Origin of the sequence: Rhizobium sp. 1399, assembly GCF_031455475.1 — a bacterium.
Classification (GTDB): Bacteria; Pseudomonadota; Alphaproteobacteria; order Rhizobiales; family Rhizobiaceae; genus Rhizobium.
Map to the genome: position 1 here is coordinate 285,174 of NZ_JAVDSU010000007.1, position 17,022 is coordinate 302,195.

Annotated in this window: 18 protein-coding genes; 7 read left to right on the top strand and 11 right to left on the bottom strand. The window is 59.4% G+C overall.

What is annotated here, in order from left to right; all coding sequences use genetic code 11:
• Position 1: 1 nt before the first annotated feature.
• From J2X71_RS22895 to J2X71_RS22905, 3 genes are all read right to left on the bottom strand, one after another.
• Positions 2-652, bottom strand: coding sequence for a thiamine diphosphokinase (locus J2X71_RS22895; RefSeq protein ID WP_310385208.1), 651 nt, complete (start codon positions 650-652; stop codon positions 2-4).
• Positions 653-781: 129 nt separating this feature from the next.
• Positions 782-1,456, bottom strand: coding sequence for an OmpW family protein (locus J2X71_RS22900; protein ID WP_310385210.1), 675 nt, complete (start codon positions 1,454-1,456; stop codon positions 782-784).
• 92 nt (positions 1,457-1,548) lie between these two features.
• Entirely contained in the window at positions 1,549-2,073 is a 525-nt protein-coding gene (locus J2X71_RS22905) for a MarR family winged helix-turn-helix transcriptional regulator (RefSeq protein ID WP_113319833.1), read from the bottom strand.
• 117 nt (positions 2,074-2,190) lie between these two features.
• On the opposite strand from J2X71_RS22905, the gene J2X71_RS22910 reads away from it, so the two are divergent.
• On the top strand, positions 2,191-3,735 hold the full coding sequence (locus J2X71_RS22910; RefSeq protein WP_310385211.1) for an MDR family MFS transporter: 1,545 nt from the start codon (positions 2,191-2,193) through the stop codon (positions 3,733-3,735).
• A gap of 382 nt (positions 3,736-4,117) precedes the next feature.
• Positions 4,118-5,662 (top strand): M48 family metalloprotease, encoded by a 1,545-nt coding sequence (locus tag J2X71_RS22915; protein ID WP_310385213.1) that lies wholly within the window; start codon positions 4,118-4,120, stop codon positions 5,660-5,662.
• Positions 5,663-5,715: 53 nt separating this feature from the next.
• Here J2X71_RS22915 and J2X71_RS22920 read toward each other — a convergent pair whose 3' ends face one another.
• The 5 genes from J2X71_RS22920 to J2X71_RS22940 form a co-directional block, all read right to left on the bottom strand.
• Positions 5,716-6,579 carry an RNA polymerase factor sigma-32 gene (locus J2X71_RS22920; protein WP_007825441.1) on the bottom strand — a complete coding sequence of 288 codons (864 nt, stop codon included), beginning with the start codon at positions 6,577-6,579 and terminating at the stop codon, positions 5,716-5,718.
• A 380-nt stretch (positions 6,580-6,959) separates the two neighbouring features.
• Positions 6,960-7,532 carry a CarD family transcriptional regulator gene (locus J2X71_RS22925; protein ID WP_007825443.1) on the bottom strand — a complete coding sequence of 191 codons (573 nt, stop codon included), beginning with the start codon at positions 7,530-7,532 and terminating at the stop codon, positions 6,960-6,962.
• Positions 7,533-7,929: 397 nt separating this feature from the next.
• Positions 7,930-8,268 carry a ferredoxin FdxA gene (gene fdxA / locus J2X71_RS22930; RefSeq protein WP_007825445.1) on the bottom strand — a complete coding sequence of 113 codons (339 nt, stop codon included), beginning with the start codon at positions 8,266-8,268 and terminating at the stop codon, positions 7,930-7,932.
• Between the two features lie 195 nt (positions 8,269-8,463).
• Complete coding sequence (locus J2X71_RS22935) at positions 8,464-8,868, bottom strand: RNA-binding S4 domain-containing protein (protein WP_310385216.1); 405 nt, start codon at positions 8,866-8,868, stop codon at positions 8,464-8,466.
• 2 nt (positions 8,869-8,870) lie between these two features.
• The gene (locus tag J2X71_RS22940) at positions 8,871-11,999 is read right to left on the bottom strand and encodes a helicase-related protein (RefSeq protein WP_310385218.1); all 3,129 of its coding nucleotides are present in this window, start codon (positions 11,997-11,999) and stop codon (positions 8,871-8,873) included.
• A gap of 860 nt (positions 12,000-12,859) precedes the next feature.
• On the opposite strand from J2X71_RS22940, the gene J2X71_RS22945 reads away from it, so the two are divergent.
• The 4 genes from J2X71_RS22945 to J2X71_RS22960 all read left to right on the top strand — a co-directional run bounded on the left by J2X71_RS22945 (position 12,860) and on the right by J2X71_RS22960 (position 13,828).
• Entirely contained in the window at positions 12,860-13,015 is a 156-nt protein-coding gene (locus tag J2X71_RS22945; RefSeq protein WP_007825451.1) for a DUF3309 family protein, read from the top strand.
• Between the two features lie 25 nt (positions 13,016-13,040).
• Complete coding sequence (locus J2X71_RS22950; protein ID WP_310385221.1) at positions 13,041-13,295, top strand: YMGG-like glycine zipper-containing protein; 255 nt, start codon at positions 13,041-13,043, stop codon at positions 13,293-13,295.
• Positions 13,296-13,489: 194 nt separating this feature from the next.
• On the top strand, positions 13,490-13,636 hold the full coding sequence (locus J2X71_RS22955; RefSeq protein WP_310385223.1) for a hypothetical protein: 147 nt from the start codon (positions 13,490-13,492) through the stop codon (positions 13,634-13,636).
• Between the two features lie 66 nt (positions 13,637-13,702).
• Complete coding sequence (locus J2X71_RS22960) at positions 13,703-13,828, top strand: hypothetical protein (RefSeq protein ID WP_310385225.1); 126 nt, start codon at positions 13,703-13,705, stop codon at positions 13,826-13,828.
• 2 nt (positions 13,829-13,830) lie between these two features.
• Here the strand turns inward: J2X71_RS22960 and J2X71_RS22965 are convergent, their stop codons facing one another.
• Both J2X71_RS22965 and J2X71_RS22970 read right to left on the bottom strand, forming a co-directional pair.
• A complete protein-coding gene (locus J2X71_RS22965; RefSeq protein WP_310385227.1) occupies positions 13,831-14,556 on the bottom strand; it encodes a beta-ketoacyl-ACP reductase in 726 nt (241 codons plus the stop codon).
• 67 nt (positions 14,557-14,623) lie between these two features.
• The gene (locus J2X71_RS22970; protein WP_310385229.1) at positions 14,624-15,805 is read right to left on the bottom strand and encodes an acetyl-CoA C-acetyltransferase; all 1,182 of its coding nucleotides are present in this window, start codon (positions 15,803-15,805) and stop codon (positions 14,624-14,626) included.
• 233 nt (positions 15,806-16,038) lie between these two features.
• Between J2X71_RS22970 and phaR the strand changes: the two genes are divergently transcribed.
• Positions 16,039-16,611 (top strand): polyhydroxyalkanoate synthesis repressor PhaR, encoded by a 573-nt coding sequence (gene phaR / locus J2X71_RS22975; protein ID WP_007827566.1) that lies wholly within the window; start codon positions 16,039-16,041, stop codon positions 16,609-16,611.
• Here the strand turns inward: phaR and J2X71_RS22980 are convergent.
• On the bottom strand, positions 16,606-17,013 hold the full coding sequence (locus tag J2X71_RS22980) for a hypothetical protein (protein WP_007827565.1): 408 nt from the start codon (positions 17,011-17,013) through the stop codon (positions 16,606-16,608). The two genes, phaR and J2X71_RS22980, sit on opposite strands and share 6 nt — an antisense overlap.
• Positions 17,014-17,022 lie beyond the last annotated feature (9 nt).

Below are 17,022 nucleotides of genomic sequence, written 5' to 3' on the forward strand. Positions count from 1 at the left end.
ATCAGACTCCGGAAAGATCATAGGGCCGCGCGAGCACGATGGCCCTGCCGCTGGCAAGCGAGAAGCGCACGGGGCCTTCCGCCACATTGGAAATGGTGCGCGACGAGCCGAAGGGCAAATGGAAGTCGGCGAGCGGATAGCGGGCATTTTCGATGAACAGGCCACGCAGCTCGCTGAAGCCTGGCACGGAAAACAGGCTGCCCGGCGGAAGATCGATCTCCAGCGAGCCAGGAAGCAAAGGCACGGCCTCCTCACTGCCCGAGGTCAGCAGCATGTCGAAGCCTTCCTCCGCCAACTCCACGGCGTAGAGCAGATGCTGCAAGGCGTGGTCGGACCGTTCACCGCCCAGCGCACCCGCAAGGATCAGGCGCTTGGCGCCACGTTCGATCGCCTCGGAAACGGCAATTTCACCATCCGTCGCAGCCTTTGCGGCTGGATAGGGCTGGCGTGGCACATCGGGAAAAGCGCCGTCGAGATCGGGCGGCGTGGAATCGAAATCGCCAACCCACAGTTCCGGCACCACGCCCAGGGCCGTCGCATGCCGCATGCCGCCGTCGGCCGCAATAAACCGGCTTTCCCGCACGGCGTCGCGCAGACGATCCGTCAGGCTGAGTGCCCCGCCGAGCAGGATGGTGAAGGTGGATTGGCTCATGGGCATTGCCCATAGCGCAAACGGGGGGTGAAGGGGAAGAGGCGCCGGATATCCGGTGCCTTTCCCTCAAAGCAATTCCCGCAAAAGCATGCAACGGTTTTGCGACCGGAATTGCGTCAATCAAATGCTCTAGAAGCGATAGGTGACACCGGCGCCGATCAGCCAGGGATCCAGTTTCGCCTTGCCACTGACATCGGCACCGCCGACGGTCGCATCGAAATCCGGACGCAGGAAGATCTTCTTCACATCCAGGTTCGCACCCCAATGCTCATCGAACATGTAGTCGAAACCGGCCTGCAGCGCGACGCCGAACGTGTTCTTCACATCGAGGCTGTCGGCGCTCTTGCCGGACTGGTTGTAGAAGACAGTGTAGTTCACACCGGCACCGAGATAGGGCTGGAAGGCACCGAAATCGGTGAAATGATATTGCAGCGTCAGCGTCGGCGGCAGCAGCCACGTCTTGCCGATTTCCCCGAGGCCGGCAATCGAGCCTTCGCCATGCACATTGGCATAGGTCGTGCCGAGAACGAGCTCGGCGGAAATATTGTCGGTGAAGAAATAGGAGATATCCACTTCCGGAATCACCGTGTCCGAATAGGACAGATCGGATCCGGGAATCCCATCGACTGAGCCGTTGTCGCGCGTGATCACGCCAAGCGCACGAAGACGTACCTGCCATGGGCTTTGCGTCGCCATTGGCGAGCCCGCCGAAGGCGCCAGATCGGCCGAAAGCGCCGCATGCCCGAAGGATGCGAAAACGATAGCGGTAAAAATACCCCTCAGCCGAAGCGGATGATGTTTCATGTGAATCTCTCCTGATGACGTCGAACGAGGAGAGACTTAGGCTTGCCTTGGATGGGTCGGCTTGAGCGAGATCAAACGCTCGGACTATTTTCTTAGCCCGGCGTATCCTTGTCGCGCGAAAGGAAGATCGCCTCGTAGCCGCCGATGAATTTCTCGAACAGCAGCGAGAAAGTGTCGATCTCCTCCTGTGGCCAGTCCCGCACAACCTCGGAAACGAAGGCGAGCTTCTGGGCCCGGATTTCCGCCAGCAGATCCTTCCCGAGCGGAGTCATGACGACGACGATACGTCGCGCATCCGCCTGCGAAGCCTCACGGCGCAGGACGTTGCGGCCCACCATATCGGACACGACGCGGCTTGCCCTCGACGGGTCGATGCGTAGCATCTCGGCAATGGCGCCGACCGTCACCTCGCCATTTTCCTGTGCGCGGCGCACGGCATCGAGTACGTCGAGATGAGACAGTTCCAGATCCGGTGCCACGCTCTGGATCGCCAGGCGGCCGATCAGCCGGCGGCCCGTCATCATTCGCATGCGCGTCATGGTGCGGCCGATGCGCGGCACACTGTCCAAAGGATCATCAAGCTCTGTCGTTCTTGTCTTGGTCAAGGTCTCGTTCATGACGGAATCATAACAGACCGGAGCTCAAAATAAAATATGCCAATGTCAATAATGTGCCCTTGACAAATATATGACATTAGCACATAATATATCCATATAACGAGAATGGCCCATCCCATGGATATGCAACTTGCCCCCGCACCGCTCGTAACGGATCCCCGTCGGCGGCTCATCCTCTTCTTCTTCCTGATGACCGCCATGTTCATGGCGACGCTGGATAACCAGATCGTCTCCACCGCACTGCCGACCATCGTCGGCGAGTTCGGTCATCTGGACCGCTTCGGCTGGATCGGTTCGGCCTATCTGCTGGCGCTCAGCGCCGTGATGCCGCTCTATGGCAAGCTCGGCGATCTCTTCGGACGCAAATATGTGATGATGACGGCAATCGCGATCTTCACGGTGGGCTCCGCCGTCTGCGGTCTCGCCGTCTCGATGAACACGCTGATTGCCGCCCGCGTGCTGCAGGGCTTCGGCGGCGGCGGCATCATGGTTTCGATTTTCGCCGTCAATGCCGACCTCTTCGAGCCGCGCGAACGCGCCCGCTACCAGAGCTATTCCAGCCTCGTACTGATGGCCTCCGGCGCCATCGGCCCGGTCCTCGGCGGCACGATGAGCGATCTCTTCGGCTGGCGCTCGATCTTCCTCGTCAATGTGCCGATCGGCTTCATCGTGCTTACCGGCCTCGCCTTCATGCTGCCTTACCGTAAGCCGCATCGCCGGCCGAAGATCGACTATGTCGGCGCACTCCTGCTGGCGCTGACGACAACCAGCATCGTGCTTGCGACCGACAGCAGCGAGCTTTTCGGTGCGTTGATCTCGCCGCAGAGCATCGGCATAATCGCCTTCGGTGTCGTTTGCGCCATCACCTGGGTTTTCGTCGAACGTCGCGCGCCGGAGCCGATCGTGCCGCTGGCGCTCTTCCGCAATTCCACCTTCAGCCTGCTGCTGGTAATCTCGATCATGGGCGGCGCAATCGCCATCGGCATGGTCAACTACCTCGCGCTGTTCCTTCAGACGACGACAGGCCTTTCGCCGTCGGGCGCCGGTCTGCTCTTCATTCTGCTGACAGGCGGTCTCGTCTGCGGCTCCCTGAATGCCGGCCGCATCATTTCGAAGACAGGCCGCTACAAGCCCTTCGCAATTGCCAGCCTCACCTGCAGCGCCATCGCTTTTGCACTGATCTCACAGGTTCACGCCGGCACACCGATTGCCTTCATCGGCGCGATCATGCTGCTGCACGGCATCGGTATCGGCCTTGCCCAGCAGGTTCCGGTCATCGGCGTTCAGAATGCCGCACCGGCCCGCGATGTGGGTGCTGCGACCGGCTCGGTCACGCTGTCGCGTATGGGCGGCGCCTCGATTGCCATCTCCATTTACGGTGCAATCATTGCATCGCAGCTCGGCAGGCTCGGCTCCTCAATCCCGGGGGTGGCCAATATCGAGGAGCTGACGCCGAAGATGATGGCAGCACTTCCCGAAGCCAGCCGTCAGGCGGTGGCTAATGCTTACGCCTCCGCCTTCTCGCCGCTGTTCATGACCTCCTGCGGCATCGCTTTGATCGGTCTGATCGCCGCCATCATGCTGAAGCCGGTGCAGCTCCCCCGCGCCGGCGAACAGAAGACCAGCCAGACCACCGCCGCCGCCGCCGAAGCCGCGGAGTAAGCACAGAGCGCGCGGCCTCCGCGCCTCTTCAATTTAGTCGGCTCGAAAACACCACCATTAATTGTATTATTCGCGCGAATGTTACGCGTGCCCGCATCGGTCGCCGTACTGACCGATTTTTTCCGCAGTGCAGCCGGAATCTGCACTCGCGATGGAACTTTCGCCATAATTTCATCGGAGCGAGAAGTGCCTCGACAGGCGGGGCATTGCCGAAATGCAACGGCGCCACATTTAGATAGAGTCTCGCTATGCAACCCATGCGGAAATCGGCTACAGCAAAGACTTGGATCGGCCGATTGTGCAGCGCGAGAACCGAGGCGGAAGCCTATTGAATTTTTCTGGCAACGGCCGGCCCGAAGATGCGGCAGACCGGCGACTTAAAATGGTGCGGAGAGACAGACTGGACAGCATGACGACGTGGAAATCGCCCGCGCTTTCCAGTGATGCCTTTTTCGCGCCGCGCCGTTGGGCGCGCCGTTTCCTGCTGCTGTCGGCCTGCGCCGTTGCGCTGAACGGCTGCGAGTCGTTGATCCAACAATCCTATCAGCCGACCGTGGGCCCTTCGTCCAATCCGCAAATCGTCGATGAAGTGCAGAAGAACGACCCGCGCGCCGCCATGGGCGCCCGCGAGCATCCGCGCATCGTTGCAAGTTATGGCGGCGAGTATAAGGACGCCAAGACCGAGCGCCTCGTCGCCCGCATCGCCGGCGCGCTGACGGCCGTCTCGGAAAATCCGAGCCAGTCCTATCGCATCACCATCCTGAACTCGCCCGCTATCAACGCGTTCGCGCTGCCGGGCGGTTATCTCTATGTCACCCGCGGCCTGCTGGCTCTCGCCAACGATGCCTCGGAAGTCGCGGCCGTGCTGTCACACGAGATGGGCCACGTCACCGCAAACCATGGCATCGAGCGGCAGAAGCGTGAAGAGGCGGAAGTCATTGCCAGCCGTGTCGTCGCCGAAGTGCTGTCTAGCGATATAGCCGGCAAACAGGCGCTTGCCCGAGGCAAGCTGCGTCTGGCCGCCTTCTCTCGTCAGCAGGAACTGCAGGCCGACGTCATCGGCGTACGCATGCTCGGTGAAGCCGGCTATGATCCTTATGCCGCAGCCCGTTTCCTCGACTCCATGGCCGCTTACAGCCGCTTCATGTCGGTCGATCCCGAGGCCGACCAGAGCCTGGACTTCCTGTCGAGCCATCCGAATTCCGCCCAGCGCATCGAGCTTGCCCGCACCCACGCTCGCGCCTTCGGCCAGGAAGGCTCCGTCGGTGATAAAGGCCGTGACTACTATCTCGATGGCATCGACGGCCTTCTCTACGGCGACAGCCCGGAAGAGGGCTATGTACGCGGCCAGACCTTCCTGCACGGCGGCCTCGGCATCCGCTTCGACGTGCCGCCCGACTTCAGCATCGACAACAAGGTCGAAGCTGTCATGGCAACCGGCCCGAACGATATCGCCATCCGCTTTGACGGCGTGGCCGACAACCAGAACCAGAGCCTGACGAATTACATTTCCAGTGGCTGGGTTACCGGCCTCGATCCCTCGACCATCCAGCCGATCAACGTCAATGGCATGGAGGCTGCGACCGCGCGCGCCACTGCCGACCGCTGGGACTTCGATGTCACGGTCATCAGAAACAACAATCAGATCTTCCGCTTCCTGACGGCGGTGCCGAAAGGCAGCCCGTCGCTGGAGCCGACGGCAGACGTTCTGCGCGCAAGCTTCCGCCGTATGACGCCGGACGAAGCCGCTTCGCTGAAGCCGCTTCGCGTGCGGGTGGTCACAGTCCGCCCTGGCGAGAACATCACCACGCTCGCTTCCCGCATGATGGGTACCGATCGCAAGCTCGATCTCTTCAAACTGATCAACGCCCTGCCGACGGGCGCTGCCGTTTCTCCCGGCGACCGCGTGAAGATTATCTCCGAATAAAAGAAGGCCCGGCTTATGCCGGGCCAGTCTGTGCTGCTGGGGAGTAATTCCTGTCAGGCATAGGCTGCCATGTGCGGATCGGCGCTGACGAGCGCCGTACGAAGCTTTTCCATCGCCCGGCTTTCGATCTGGCGCACGCGCTCTTTGGAAATGCCGAGGTCGGCGCCGAGCTCTTCGAGTGTCGCCCCGTCTTCAGCCAGCCGGCGCGCGCTGATGATCTTCATTTCACGCTCATTGAGATGCTTGAGGGCAGAGGCAAGCCAGACGCGACGGCGTTCGCCGTCGATCATGTTCGAGACCTGCTCATCCGGCAGCGGTTCGTCGCTGACGAGGAAATCCATCTTTTCTGCACTGTCGGCATCACCCGATACGGAAGGCGCCTGCAGCGAGGCGTCGTTGCCGGAAAGGCGCGCATCCATGGTCTGCACGTCAGCAAGGCTGACACCGAGGGCAGCCGCGATTTCCTGATGAATGGATTGCAGTGTCAGCTGCGTATCGCCCTTGGCAAGTTTGGCGCGCAGGCGCCGCAGATTGAAGAAAAGTGCCTTCTGCGCCGAACTCGTACCGCCGCGCACGATCGACCAATTGCGTAGGATATAGTCCTGGATCGAGGCGCGGATCCACCAGCTTGCATACGTGGAAAAGCGCACATCGCGCGCCGGTTCGAACCGGGCCGCGGCCTCCAGAAGCCCGACATAACCTTCCTGTACGAGATCGCTCATCGGCAGGCCGAAATTGCGGAACTTGCCTGCCATGGAAATGACGAGGCGCATATGCGCCATGGCGATCTGGTTGCGGGCGCCGCGGTCTTCATGATCTTTCCAACGAATGGCCAGGTTATGCTCTTCTTCACGGGCAAGATAGGGAGCCGCCATTGCTATTTTGATCATGCGCCGATCTGCAGACATGTTCTTCATATCGCTCTCCTAAATGGGCCACGTGCCTAAAAATGAACAAGCAAACATCGTTTCCGGAACATCGCTGCGCCGGAGCAAACTAGGGTCTTGAATGCATAAAGGCCTCCTCCTGGACTTTTCAGGAGGAGGCCCTATCTCTCGTCATGTGCCGCCAAGACGGCAGGATTGGATCTGTTTCTTGAGATTGCCGGAAAGGCAAATTCTGGAAATCATGATCCTCTCCTCATCGAACGTTGACAGCTTCGGCGGAAGTCAAACCGAGCTTTATGGGCTCCGGTCATGTCCGCACTACTGTGTATGAACGTCGTAGCGGCGAAAAAGTTCCAATAAAAAACCCGGCACCAAGGCCGGGTTTTTTCATCAGCAAAAACAATGCGCTATTAAGCGGCTTCGTCCTGCGAGTCGTCTTCTTCGATTACCTTGCCACGCTTCGGACCCTTGTTGAGATTGGTCTCGACGAGGCGAACTGCTTCGGTTTCAGACATTTTGTTGACGGCAGCGATTTCGCGAGCCATGCGGTCAAGAGCAGCCTCATAGAGCTGACGCTCGGAATAGGACTGTTCCGGCTGGTTCTCGGCACGATAAAGATCGCGAACGACCTCTGCGATGGAAATCAGGTCGCCGGAATTGATCTTGGCATCATATTCCTGAGCGCGACGGGACCACATGGTGCGCTTGACGCGAGCCTTGCCCTGCACGACCTTGAGGGCGCGCTCGACGAAATCGGTCTCGGAAAGCTTACGCATGCCAATGCTCATGGCCTTCGCGACCGGGACCTTCAGCCGCATCTTGTCCTTTTCGAAATCGATGACGAAAAGTTCAAGCTTCATGCCGGCGACTTCTTGCTCTTCGATAGCCGTGATGGTACCGACGCCATGTGCGGGGTACACGATCGATTCACCAGTCTTGAAGCCGTGACGTGCGGTAGAAGGTTTTTTCTGCTGGGTGGTCATTCTAATCAAAAACTCCCTGTTACGCTACCGGCGGCGGCCGGAGCCGGGTCAGTCAGGCCCGGATGAGACGGTTAAATCCGTCGGGTGACTTCACTCTGGTTCCACCAGACAGAAGCAAAAGGTATCCTTGCGCGCGATCTTGGGATCCGACAGCTCAAGTTATTGATATGTCACGGAAACCGCGTACGGATTTGTTTTACTTTCGTGATGGTTTTGGGCATGCGTCATGCCACAAATGGAACAGTGTGGTGAACGTATCACAAAAATATGAGGAAATCAATAATTTGCTTAACGTGAGTCATGTGGGCAACACATAGCCCCCATGTGACTCACGCGTAATTTGAAACGTTTAACCTGCGGCTGAACCCGGTTTCATCGGCACCGCACGTCGAAATTTTCAGTCGCCGCTGCCGGGCTTTTCCGAGAAGTATTTCTCGAATTTTCCGGTCTCGCCGTCCATCTCCTTGGCCTCGGCCATCGGCTCTTTCTTGACCGTGATATTCGGCCAGATGCTCGCATATTCAGCGTTAATCTTCAGCCACTTGTCGAGACCCGGTTCGGTATCGGGCTTAATCGCCTCGGCCGGACATTCCGGCTCGCAAACACCGCAATCGATGCACTCATCGGGATGGATGACGAGGAAATTCTCGCCCTCGTAGAAACAGTCGACGGGGCAGACTTCAACACAGTCGGTATATTTGCAGCGAATGCAATTGTCGGTCACGACATAGGTCATGAAGAACTCCAGGATTCCACGCGGGCGGGGCCGGGCAACCTGGAACGTCGCGCCTGTCCCCTAAGCCGGAGAGAAAGCGTGGACAGGCTTGGGAAGGCAAGCACGCTACCCGGCAGGTTGTGTGTCACGTATCGGCTTTACAGCAGGATTTCAAGGACAAACGATCTTCGAAAAGCTGACGGCAGGAAGAGTTTTCTAATCCTCATCCGACATCAGCCTGTCGATTGCGCGCCGCTCCTTTTTCGTCGGTCTTCCGGAGCCGGTGGCCCGAATAGCCAGCTCATAGGGCGTGAGGCGTTTTGCCACATCCGGAGGCGGCGACAGATCCTCATAGAGCAGCTTCGCCTCCTCATAGGGTCCGCGCCGCTCGCCCGGCAGCCGGACAACGAGAATGACATCCCGCCGCTCCAGCCTCAGCTCAACGCGATCGCCCACCTTGACCATCTGGCTCGGCTGCGCACAGCGTGCGCCATTGATGCTGACGTGACCGGATTGGATATGGCTCTGCGCCAGCGAGCGCGATTTCACCATACGTGCGAAGAACAGCCATTTGTCGATGCGCTGGCGCGAACCGCTCCCTGGCTGTGTCTCTCCGCTCATGACTACTTCTTCATCTGCTCCTTGAGCGCTGCAAGCTTGGCAAACGGCGAATCCGGATCGATCGGCTTCTCCTTGCGCGGCGGCTTGGCCTCGAAGCGCAGCGGCTGCGAATTGCCGCGGTTGTTGTTGCGGTCGTTGCGATCGCCACGATCCTTGCGGTCCTGCCGGTCGCCGCGCTGCTCGTTGCGGTCATTACGCGCGTGCTGAGGCCTGCCCCCATCACGATTGCCGCCGTCACGATTGCCGCCTTCCCGGTTACCGTCACGATTGCCATCCCGGTTGCGGTTGTTGTTGCGATTACCATCCCGGCTCTCGCCACCTTCGCCACCGCCCTGGCGGCGATTGTTGCGCTCACCGCGGTCCTGACCCTGGCCTTGGCCCTGTCCGCCGCGGCGGTCGCCATGGCCGCGCGCCTGGCGCTGGTTTTCGTTGCGGCCACCGAGGCGCCACAGGAGAACCGGCTTCGGCTCTGCAGCTTCGCCCGCCTCAGCCGAGTCTTCGGTAACTGCAGGCGTTTCCTCAGCTACAGGTGCGGCTTCGACAGCGGGCGTTTCTTCCGAAGCGCCGTCTGCGTCATCGTGGTCGGCCTTTTCAGCCGTTTCCTCTGCTGCAGCCTCAGTCACCGCTGCAGCCGGAGCGGATGCTACATCCTGCGTTGCGAGGAATGCGGCTGCCTCTTCGGCCTTCACGGCATCGGCGCGGTAGCCGAGACCCTTGAGAATCTCTTCCATGTCTTCGAGCGTCGCGCCGAGAATGGATAGCATCGCCGTCGTCGTCGTGAAACGGCGACCGTCATAGGCGCCTTCGGGACGCGTGCCTTGACCCGGCTTCCACTGCAGGAGCGGACGGATGAGGTCGGCAAGACGCTCCAGGATGTCGATGCGCACGGCGCGCTTGCCGAGGAAACGGAAGCCCGCGAGCTTGTAGAACATACGCTCGAAGCTCGGATCGGTGACCACAGAGGTACGGCCGGCGGCGAGCACCGGAATGAGATCGCCGTAGCCCGGCTTGTCGAGACCGTCATTCTTCAGTGCCCAGAGGAGGGTGATGAGCTCCGCCGGCGCCGGCTTCAGAAGCGCAGGCACGAAGATATGATAAGCGCCGAAGCGAATGCCGTATCGGCGCATGGAAGCGCGCGCATCCTGATCCAGAGACTTCACTTCTTCCGTCACGTCGCGGCGGAAGAGCACGCCGAGATTCTCGACGAGCTGGAAGGCAAGCCCCTTGGCAAGGCCCTGCAGGTCTTCGGCGCGCGACAGGTCGTCGAGCGGCTTCAGCACCGTGCTGATATGATGATTGACGAAGCGCTCGATACGGGCGGCGACATGGTCACGCGCATTGCCCGTGAGCTGCTCGTCGGCAAGCAGGATGACACGCGGACGCATCACATGATCGCTGCCCGAAAGGCGGCCGACAGGATCGCCGAGCCACCGGACGAGTCCATCCGATCCGATCGCCAGATCGGCATTGCCTGCGGCATGCAAGCGTGCGGCACGAGCTTCGAATTCGAGAGCAAGCGCCTTCTGCGACGCAGCCTGAACCGCCTTGGCATCCGGCCCGTCCGTTCCCCCAACAGGCGTGAAACGGAACCCGGTCAACTGCCCCACATGATGTCCTTCAACAAAGACATCGCCATTCACACTGATTTCAGCTTCCAGCATCGCATTCTCTCTCAGGCGCTTCATGAGCACAGATGTCCTGCGATCAACAAAGCGTTTCGTCAACCTTTCATGTAACGCATCGGACAATCGATCTTCGATTTCCCGCGTCTTTTCCTGCCAGTGTGTCGGATCGGCAAGCCAGCCGGGCCGATTCGATACATAGGTCCAGGTTCTTATCTGCGCGATTCGCGCCGAAAGCGTGTCAATTTCTCCATCTGTCCGATCCGAACGGTGAACCTGTTCGGCTAGAAACTGCTCGTTCACCGTGCCATAGCGCACTAGATCGGAAAAGAGGGTAGAAATAAGATCGGCATGTTGCGCAGGCGTTATGCGCCGATAGTCCGGCAGAGCGCAAGCCTCCCAGAGCTTTTCGACCCGCGCCGGCGTGCTAGCGAGATCAATAATTTCCGGATAGCGCGACAAATGTTCGAGCGCTTGCTGGTCGACTGCCGGCAGCGCCCGGGTCAGACCCGGCACGCGGGGGCCGGTCTCAAGGCTTGCCCGCAGGGACTGTATCGAGGAAAAATCGAGATCCTTGGTACGCCACTGCAGAACCTTGATATTGTCGAACTCATGGCCCTCGATGCGTTGCACGAGTTCCTCGTCGAAGGGTGAAACCTGGCCGGTTACTCCAAAGGTTCCGTCACGCACATGACGGCCGGCGCGGCCAGCGATCTGGCCGAGTTCGCCGGGGTTGAGGTTGCGGAATTGATACCCGTCGAACTTCCGGTCCTGCGCGAAGGCCACATGGTCGACATCGAGATTGAGACCCATGCCGATCGCATCGGTCGCGACGAGATATTCGACGTCGCCCTCCTGATAGAGCGCTACCTGCGCATTGCGGGTGCGGGGGCTGAGCGCTCCGAGCACGACAGCCGCACCGCCGCGCTGGCGCCGGATCAGTTCCGCGATCGCATAAACTTCGTCCGCCGAGAAGGCGACGATTGCCGAACGCTGCGGCAGCCGGGTGATCTTCTTCTGCCCGGCATAGAGAAGGTGGGAAAGCCGCGGCCGCTCCGTGACCGTAATCCCCGGCAGAAGCTGCTGCAGGATCGGCCGCATGGTGGCAGCACCCAGCAGAAGCGTCTCCTCGCGCCCGCGCAGATGCAGGATGCGGTCTGTAAAAATATGGCCGCGCTCGAGATCTCCCGCGAGCTGCACTTCATCGATGGCGACGAAGGCTGCCTTGGTTTCCCGTGGCATCGCTTCGACCGTACAGACCGAGAAACGCGCATTCGGCGGCGAGATCTTTTCTTCGCCGGTCACCAGCGCCACGTTGTGGGCGCCGACCTTTTCGACCACGCGCGTATAGACTTCGCGCGCCAGCAGGCGGAGCGGCAGGCCGATGACACCCGTCCCATGCGCCACCATGCGTTCGATCGCATAATGGGTCTTGCCGGTATTGGTCGGCCCGAGCACCGCGGTCACGCCGCGCCCGCTCAGTATCATCGGCTGCGAAGTCAGGGTCATATTCCATGCAAGTGAGGCGGTGACGCCCCAGGGTCAAGTCGGAGCTGCGAATGAGGCACAGAACACATGGACAGCCGAAGCTTCAAACGCAAGGGCAGATTTGAAATAGACTTGGGATTGAGCACGGAAGTCACAGCCCGCTAAGTCCTTGATTTAAGATTCGGAACAGCTTGAGAACGAATCGGAGACGAATCGCTGACTCCGGCGGATTCAGCTTTTGTTCACGGCTAAGTATTGATTTTGAATCGCTTTTTTACACTAGATGCTGAATCTGCAGACTCGCCTGAGAACAAATGCTGGCAACCGCGATTAACGCTTCTTGCCGCATCGTAAAGGCGCAAAGGTCAAGCCCGAAATTAACGCTTCGACCAAAGCCGGAACGAATCGGAGACGAATCGCCGATCTCGAGGTTTTCCCCTTTCGTTCACGGCGAGATCTTGTGGCGTTTTCGCCACCGATCCCAAGATACGGGTTCTGGGTTTGCCGCAGCCATTCCGAGCTGTCGGATCGCATTAATCTTTTGCATGCCGAATTTACGGAGCCTTAAGCAGGCCGGTGCCGGTAGGCCGATGAAAGTCATGGCTGATCAAAGCCGGAACGAATCGCCGACGAATCGGAGACATGTTCATTTTCCTGTTTTGTTCACCGCAACATATTGTATTCAAAGAGAATTTTAACCATACCCGGAAAATACTAGATAGCACTTCGCCGACTTGCTTTCGAAGGAACCGGCTAAATTCGGCTTCTGTCGCAATGGGTGATAACGCCGCCGTGATATTCTGAGAGTTTTAGCCGGGAACAAAAATCGCGGATGCGGGTTTCTAGTCCAGTCGAAATGAGAATGAGGCAGGACAAACACCATGCTTGGCACGATACTTCTTATTATCCTTATTCTGTTATTGGTCGGCGCCTTGCCGAATTGGGGTTATAGCCGCGGCTGGGGCTATGGACCTTCCGGTGGTTTGGGGTTAGTTCTCGTCATCATTATCATTCTTGTACTGATGGGCCGAATTTAAAGGCCGGTAACCTGGGGAGTTAGACATGAAAAGGATTGTTCTTAGCTGCGCTCTCATTGGCGCTCTCGCCTCCTGCACCCCGACGGAGCAGGGCACGGCGATTGGTGCGGGCACGGGCGCCATCATCGGCGGCGCCGTCAGCAACAGCTGGGGTGGCGCGGCAGTCGGCGCAGTCGCCGGCGGTCTGACAGGCGCACTGATCGGCCAGTCGGTTGAACGCCGCGGCTACTGCATCTATCGCGACCGCTACGGTCGCCGCTACGAAGCGCGTTGCCGCTAATCAGCATCGGCCCATCGGAAATTTTGAACGGGCGCTTCAGCGCCCGTTTTTCTTGCCCGCTTTTGTCGTCAACGCCGCGTTGACGATCGGTCGCTGAAGGCAAATCTACCGCGCCAACAGGACCAAGCGCATATTCCTTTTCAACATCACAAGGGCAGAGCATGTGCCGCCCCTGAATGAAAAGGAACGCTACCATGGCCCAGATTTTCCTGAATTCCGCCGTCGCCGTCCTGATCGCCTCGGCTTTCCTCACGACGGCAGTCGCTGCCCTCCGCAAGCAGGACCGCGCCTTCCAGAAAGTGCCCGTCAAAGCCAATAGACGGCGTCATCCGAACGCCTGACTCCATCAATGAACCGAACCGCGTGTCGTCAACTATACGCGCGCCCGTCCGCAGGGAGACACGACCATGAACAAGATCATCGCGATCGCAGCCCTCATCACCATTGCCCTCGCGGCTTATGGAGCGTCTGCCGGCCCCTATGACAGTGCCGGCAGCTTCCCGAGCAACTACGTCCACAGCCAGAAGAAATAGGTTCAGACGAAGAACTGACCGCCATTGGCCGTCAACGTCGAACCGGTAATGAAACCGGCATCGTCGGAAACGAGGAAGGTCACGCAGCGCGCGATCTCCTCGGGTTCGCCGAGGCGCCCGACCGGGATTTGCGGAATGATCTTCTCATTCATCACCTTTTCCGGCACGGCAAGCACCATCTCCGTCCCGATATAACCGGGGCAGATGGCGTTGACGGTGATGTCCTTGACCGCACCTTCCTGGGCAAGCGCCTTGGTAAACCCGAGGTCGCCGGCTTTTGCGGCAGAATAGTTCACCTGCCCCATCTGGCCCTTCTGGCCGTTGATGGAGGAGATATTGACGATGCGGCCGAAGCTGCGGTCACGCATGCCGCTCCACACATGGTGCGTCATGTTGAAGAGGCCGGTGAGGTTGGTATTGATCACCTCATGCCACTGCTGCGGCGTCATCTTGTGAAACATCGCATCGCGCGTGATGCCGGCATTGTTGACGAGGATCTCGACCGGGCCGAGTTCAGCCTGGACCCTCGCAATACCTTCGCCGCAGGCAAGATAGTCGGACACGTCCCACTTGAAGACGGGCACGCCGGTAACATTATGAAATGCCTTGGCCTTTTCATCATTGCCGGCGTAGTTGGCAGCAACCTTATAGCCGGCATTCTTTAGAGCCATCGAAATTGCCGCGCCAATGCCGCGCGTACCACCAGTGACCAAAGCCACTCTGCTCATGTTCCGCTCCCCAGTTATTGTCAGCCCGCTCTCGGGCGGGCCTCAAGAAACATGCATTGTACGCTATTTACATTGCCTCGAAGCACATCGCGACACCCATGCCGCCGCCGATGCAAAGCGTGGCGAGACCCTTTTTGGCGCCGCGGCGCTTCATTTCGAAGAGGAGCGTGTTGAGAACTCGCGCACCCGAAGCGCCGATCGGATGACCGATCGCGATCGCGCCGCCATTGACGTTGACGATATCAGGATCCCAGCCGAGATCCTTGTTCACGGCGCAGGCTTGGGCCGCGAAGGCTTCATTGGCCTCGACGAGGTCTAGATCGGCGACGGACCAGCCGGCCTTTTCCAGCGCCTTGCGGGAAGCAGGGATCGGGCCGGTCCCCATAACTTGCGGATCGACACCGGCTGTTGCCCAGGAAACGATGCGGGCAAGCGGCTGGATGCCGCGACGCGACGCTTCCGCTTCGCTCATCAGCACGGCTGCGGCAGCGCCGTCGTTGAGACCGGAGGCATTCGCCGCGGTCACCGTGCCATCCTTGTCGAAGGCGGGTCGCAGCTTGCCCATGGCCTCCAGCGTCGCGCCGTGACGGATATATTCGTCGGCATCGACGGTTACATCACCCTTGCGGCCCTGAATGATGAAGGGAACGATTTCATCCCGGAAGCGGCCAGCCTTCTGCGCGGCTTCTGCCTTGTTCTGCGATCCGACGGCGAACTGGTCCTGGTCGTCGCGCGAAAGCTGCCATTGGCGTGCGATATTTTCTGCAGTAACGCCCATGTGATAGCCGTAAAAGGCATCGGTTAGACCGTCCTTGATCATGATGTCGATCATCTTCATGTCGCCCATCTTCACACCGCCGCGCAAATGCGCCGCGTGTGGCGCCATCGACATGGATTCCTGACCGCCGGCGACGATGATCTTCGCATCACCGAGCGCGATCTGCTGCATGCCGAGGGCAACGGCACGCAGGCCGGAACCGCAGAGCTGGTTGACGCTCCAGGCCGTCGCCTCCTTGGGTACACCGGCCTTCATCGCCGCCTGGCGAGCGGGGTTCTGGCCCTCGCCGGCCTGCAGGACCTGGCCAAGGATGACCTCGTCCACGTCTTCAGGGGAGACACCTGCCCGCTCCAGCGCGCCCTTGATGGCGGCTGCGCCGAGCTCGTGAGCGGGAATTGTGCCGAAAGCACCGTTGAAGGAACCGACAGCGGTGCGCGCTGCGCTGGCGATGACGACGGATGAACTGCTCATGGGGTGGTTTCCTCGTTTCTCGTCACACATATAAGTGGAAACTGACAAAGCTGCAGGCGCAAGTCAAATGCCAAGACTATTCCACCATTTGCTGCAGCGCCCTCAAATGGATTTATCCGTACAGGGAAAGGGCTTGCCGCATCGCACAAAGAGATTGTCACCGCCCTTCTTTTGCGTCTACAGTCTCTGGTGGAGGAGTATCCATACAATCAGACGGGGTTCGGGAGACTGATATGGCGAAGACTGAGGGTCAGATCGTAATTAAGAAATATGCCAATCGCCGCCTCTATAATACAGGCACCAGCACCTATGTGACGCTGGAAGACCTGGCGGAGATGGTGAAGAAGGGGGAGGATTTTGTCGTCCAGGACGCCAAAAGCGGTGACGACATCACACATTCGGTACTGACCCAGATTATTTTCGAGCAGGAATCGAAGACCGGCAACACGCTGCTTCCGATCTCCTTCCTGCGTCAGCTGATCACCTACTACGGCGACCAGATGCAGATGGTCGTTCCGAGCTTCCTGGAACATTCCATGCGAGCCTTCACGGAACAACAGTCGCAGATCCGTGAGCAGGTGAACCGTGCCTTCGGCGAAACGCCGCTCGGCAAGAACCTGCAGCTTCCCATGCAAATGGTCGAGGAGCAGGTCCGCCGGAATACCGAGATGTTCCAGCAGGCCATGCAGATGTTCTCGCCCTTCATGACGCCGCCGCCCAAGGAAAGCCGCAAGGCAGAGGCGAAGGACATCGACGAGCTGAAGGAACAGCTTCGCGCACTGCAGAACAAGCTCGACAACCTATAGGCCGATCGAAACGTCCCGGCCGGCGCTGCGGATCGACACCGCAAAGCCGCCGATCACGTCGATCAGCGCAATGGTCATCAGGATGAAGAAGACCTGGGTCGCCGCATCCTGGACGAGAAGAAACTCGACCAGGAAGGCGATGAAGACCAGCATCGACAGCATATGGTTGATGAGGTTGCCGGAAGCGTTCCGGGTCGCCTTCAGGATCTCGAAGAAGAGTACAACGAGCGCCACGACGATGAAAAGATCGCCGAGCGCCATGCTCCAGATTGCGCCCGAAAGCATCGACAGCACGATCACATCGTGCTGTAGCGAGGGAATTCCGCCGCCGCCCATCAGGCCCAGCATCGCCAGATTGTAAAGAATAAATGGAATAACCATCAGCGGCATTGCGGTAATCATGCAGAAAAA

Bases quoted from the DNA above. Each gene is read 5' to 3' on its own strand.
- J2X71_RS22895 (WP_310385208.1), bottom strand. From the start codon at position 652: ATGAGCCAATCCACCTTCACCATCCTGCTCGGCGGGGCACTCAGCCTG.
- J2X71_RS22900 (WP_310385210.1), bottom strand. From the start codon at position 1,456: ATGAAACATCATCCGCTTCGGCTGAGGGGTATTTTTACCGCTATCGTT.
- J2X71_RS22905 (WP_113319833.1), bottom strand. From the start codon at position 2,073: ATGAACGAGACCTTGACCAAGACAAGAACGACAGAGCTTGATGATCCT.
- J2X71_RS22910 (WP_310385211.1), top strand. From the start codon at position 2,191: ATGGATATGCAACTTGCCCCCGCACCGCTCGTAACGGATCCCCGTCGG.
- J2X71_RS22915 (WP_310385213.1), top strand. From the start codon at position 4,118: ATGGTGCGGAGAGACAGACTGGACAGCATGACGACGTGGAAATCGCCC.
- J2X71_RS22920 (WP_007825441.1), bottom strand. From the start codon at position 6,579: ATGAAGAACATGTCTGCAGATCGGCGCATGATCAAAATAGCAATGGCG.
- J2X71_RS22925 (WP_007825443.1), bottom strand. From the start codon at position 7,532: ATGACCACCCAGCAGAAAAAACCTTCTACCGCACGTCACGGCTTCAAG.
- fdxA (WP_007825445.1), bottom strand. From the start codon at position 8,268: ATGACCTATGTCGTGACCGACAATTGCATTCGCTGCAAATATACCGAC.
- J2X71_RS22935 (WP_310385216.1), bottom strand. From the start codon at position 8,868: ATGAGCGGAGAGACACAGCCAGGGAGCGGTTCGCGCCAGCGCATCGAC.
- J2X71_RS22940 (WP_310385218.1), bottom strand. From the start codon at position 11,999: ATGACCCTGACTTCGCAGCCGATGATACTGAGCGGGCGCGGCGTGACC.
- J2X71_RS22945 (WP_007825451.1), top strand. From the start codon at position 12,860: ATGCTTGGCACGATACTTCTTATTATCCTTATTCTGTTATTGGTCGGC.
- J2X71_RS22950 (WP_310385221.1), top strand. From the start codon at position 13,041: ATGAAAAGGATTGTTCTTAGCTGCGCTCTCATTGGCGCTCTCGCCTCC.
- J2X71_RS22955 (WP_310385223.1), top strand. From the start codon at position 13,490: ATGGCCCAGATTTTCCTGAATTCCGCCGTCGCCGTCCTGATCGCCTCG.
- J2X71_RS22960 (WP_310385225.1), top strand. From the start codon at position 13,703: ATGAACAAGATCATCGCGATCGCAGCCCTCATCACCATTGCCCTCGCG.
- J2X71_RS22965 (WP_310385227.1), bottom strand. From the start codon at position 14,556: ATGAGCAGAGTGGCTTTGGTCACTGGTGGTACGCGCGGCATTGGCGCG.
- J2X71_RS22970 (WP_310385229.1), bottom strand. From the start codon at position 15,805: ATGAGCAGTTCATCCGTCGTCATCGCCAGCGCAGCGCGCACCGCTGTC.
- phaR (WP_007827566.1), top strand. From the start codon at position 16,039: ATGGCGAAGACTGAGGGTCAGATCGTAATTAAGAAATATGCCAATCGC.
- J2X71_RS22980 (WP_007827565.1), bottom strand. From the start codon at position 17,013: ATGATTACCGCAATGCCGCTGATGGTTATTCCATTTATTCTTTACAAT.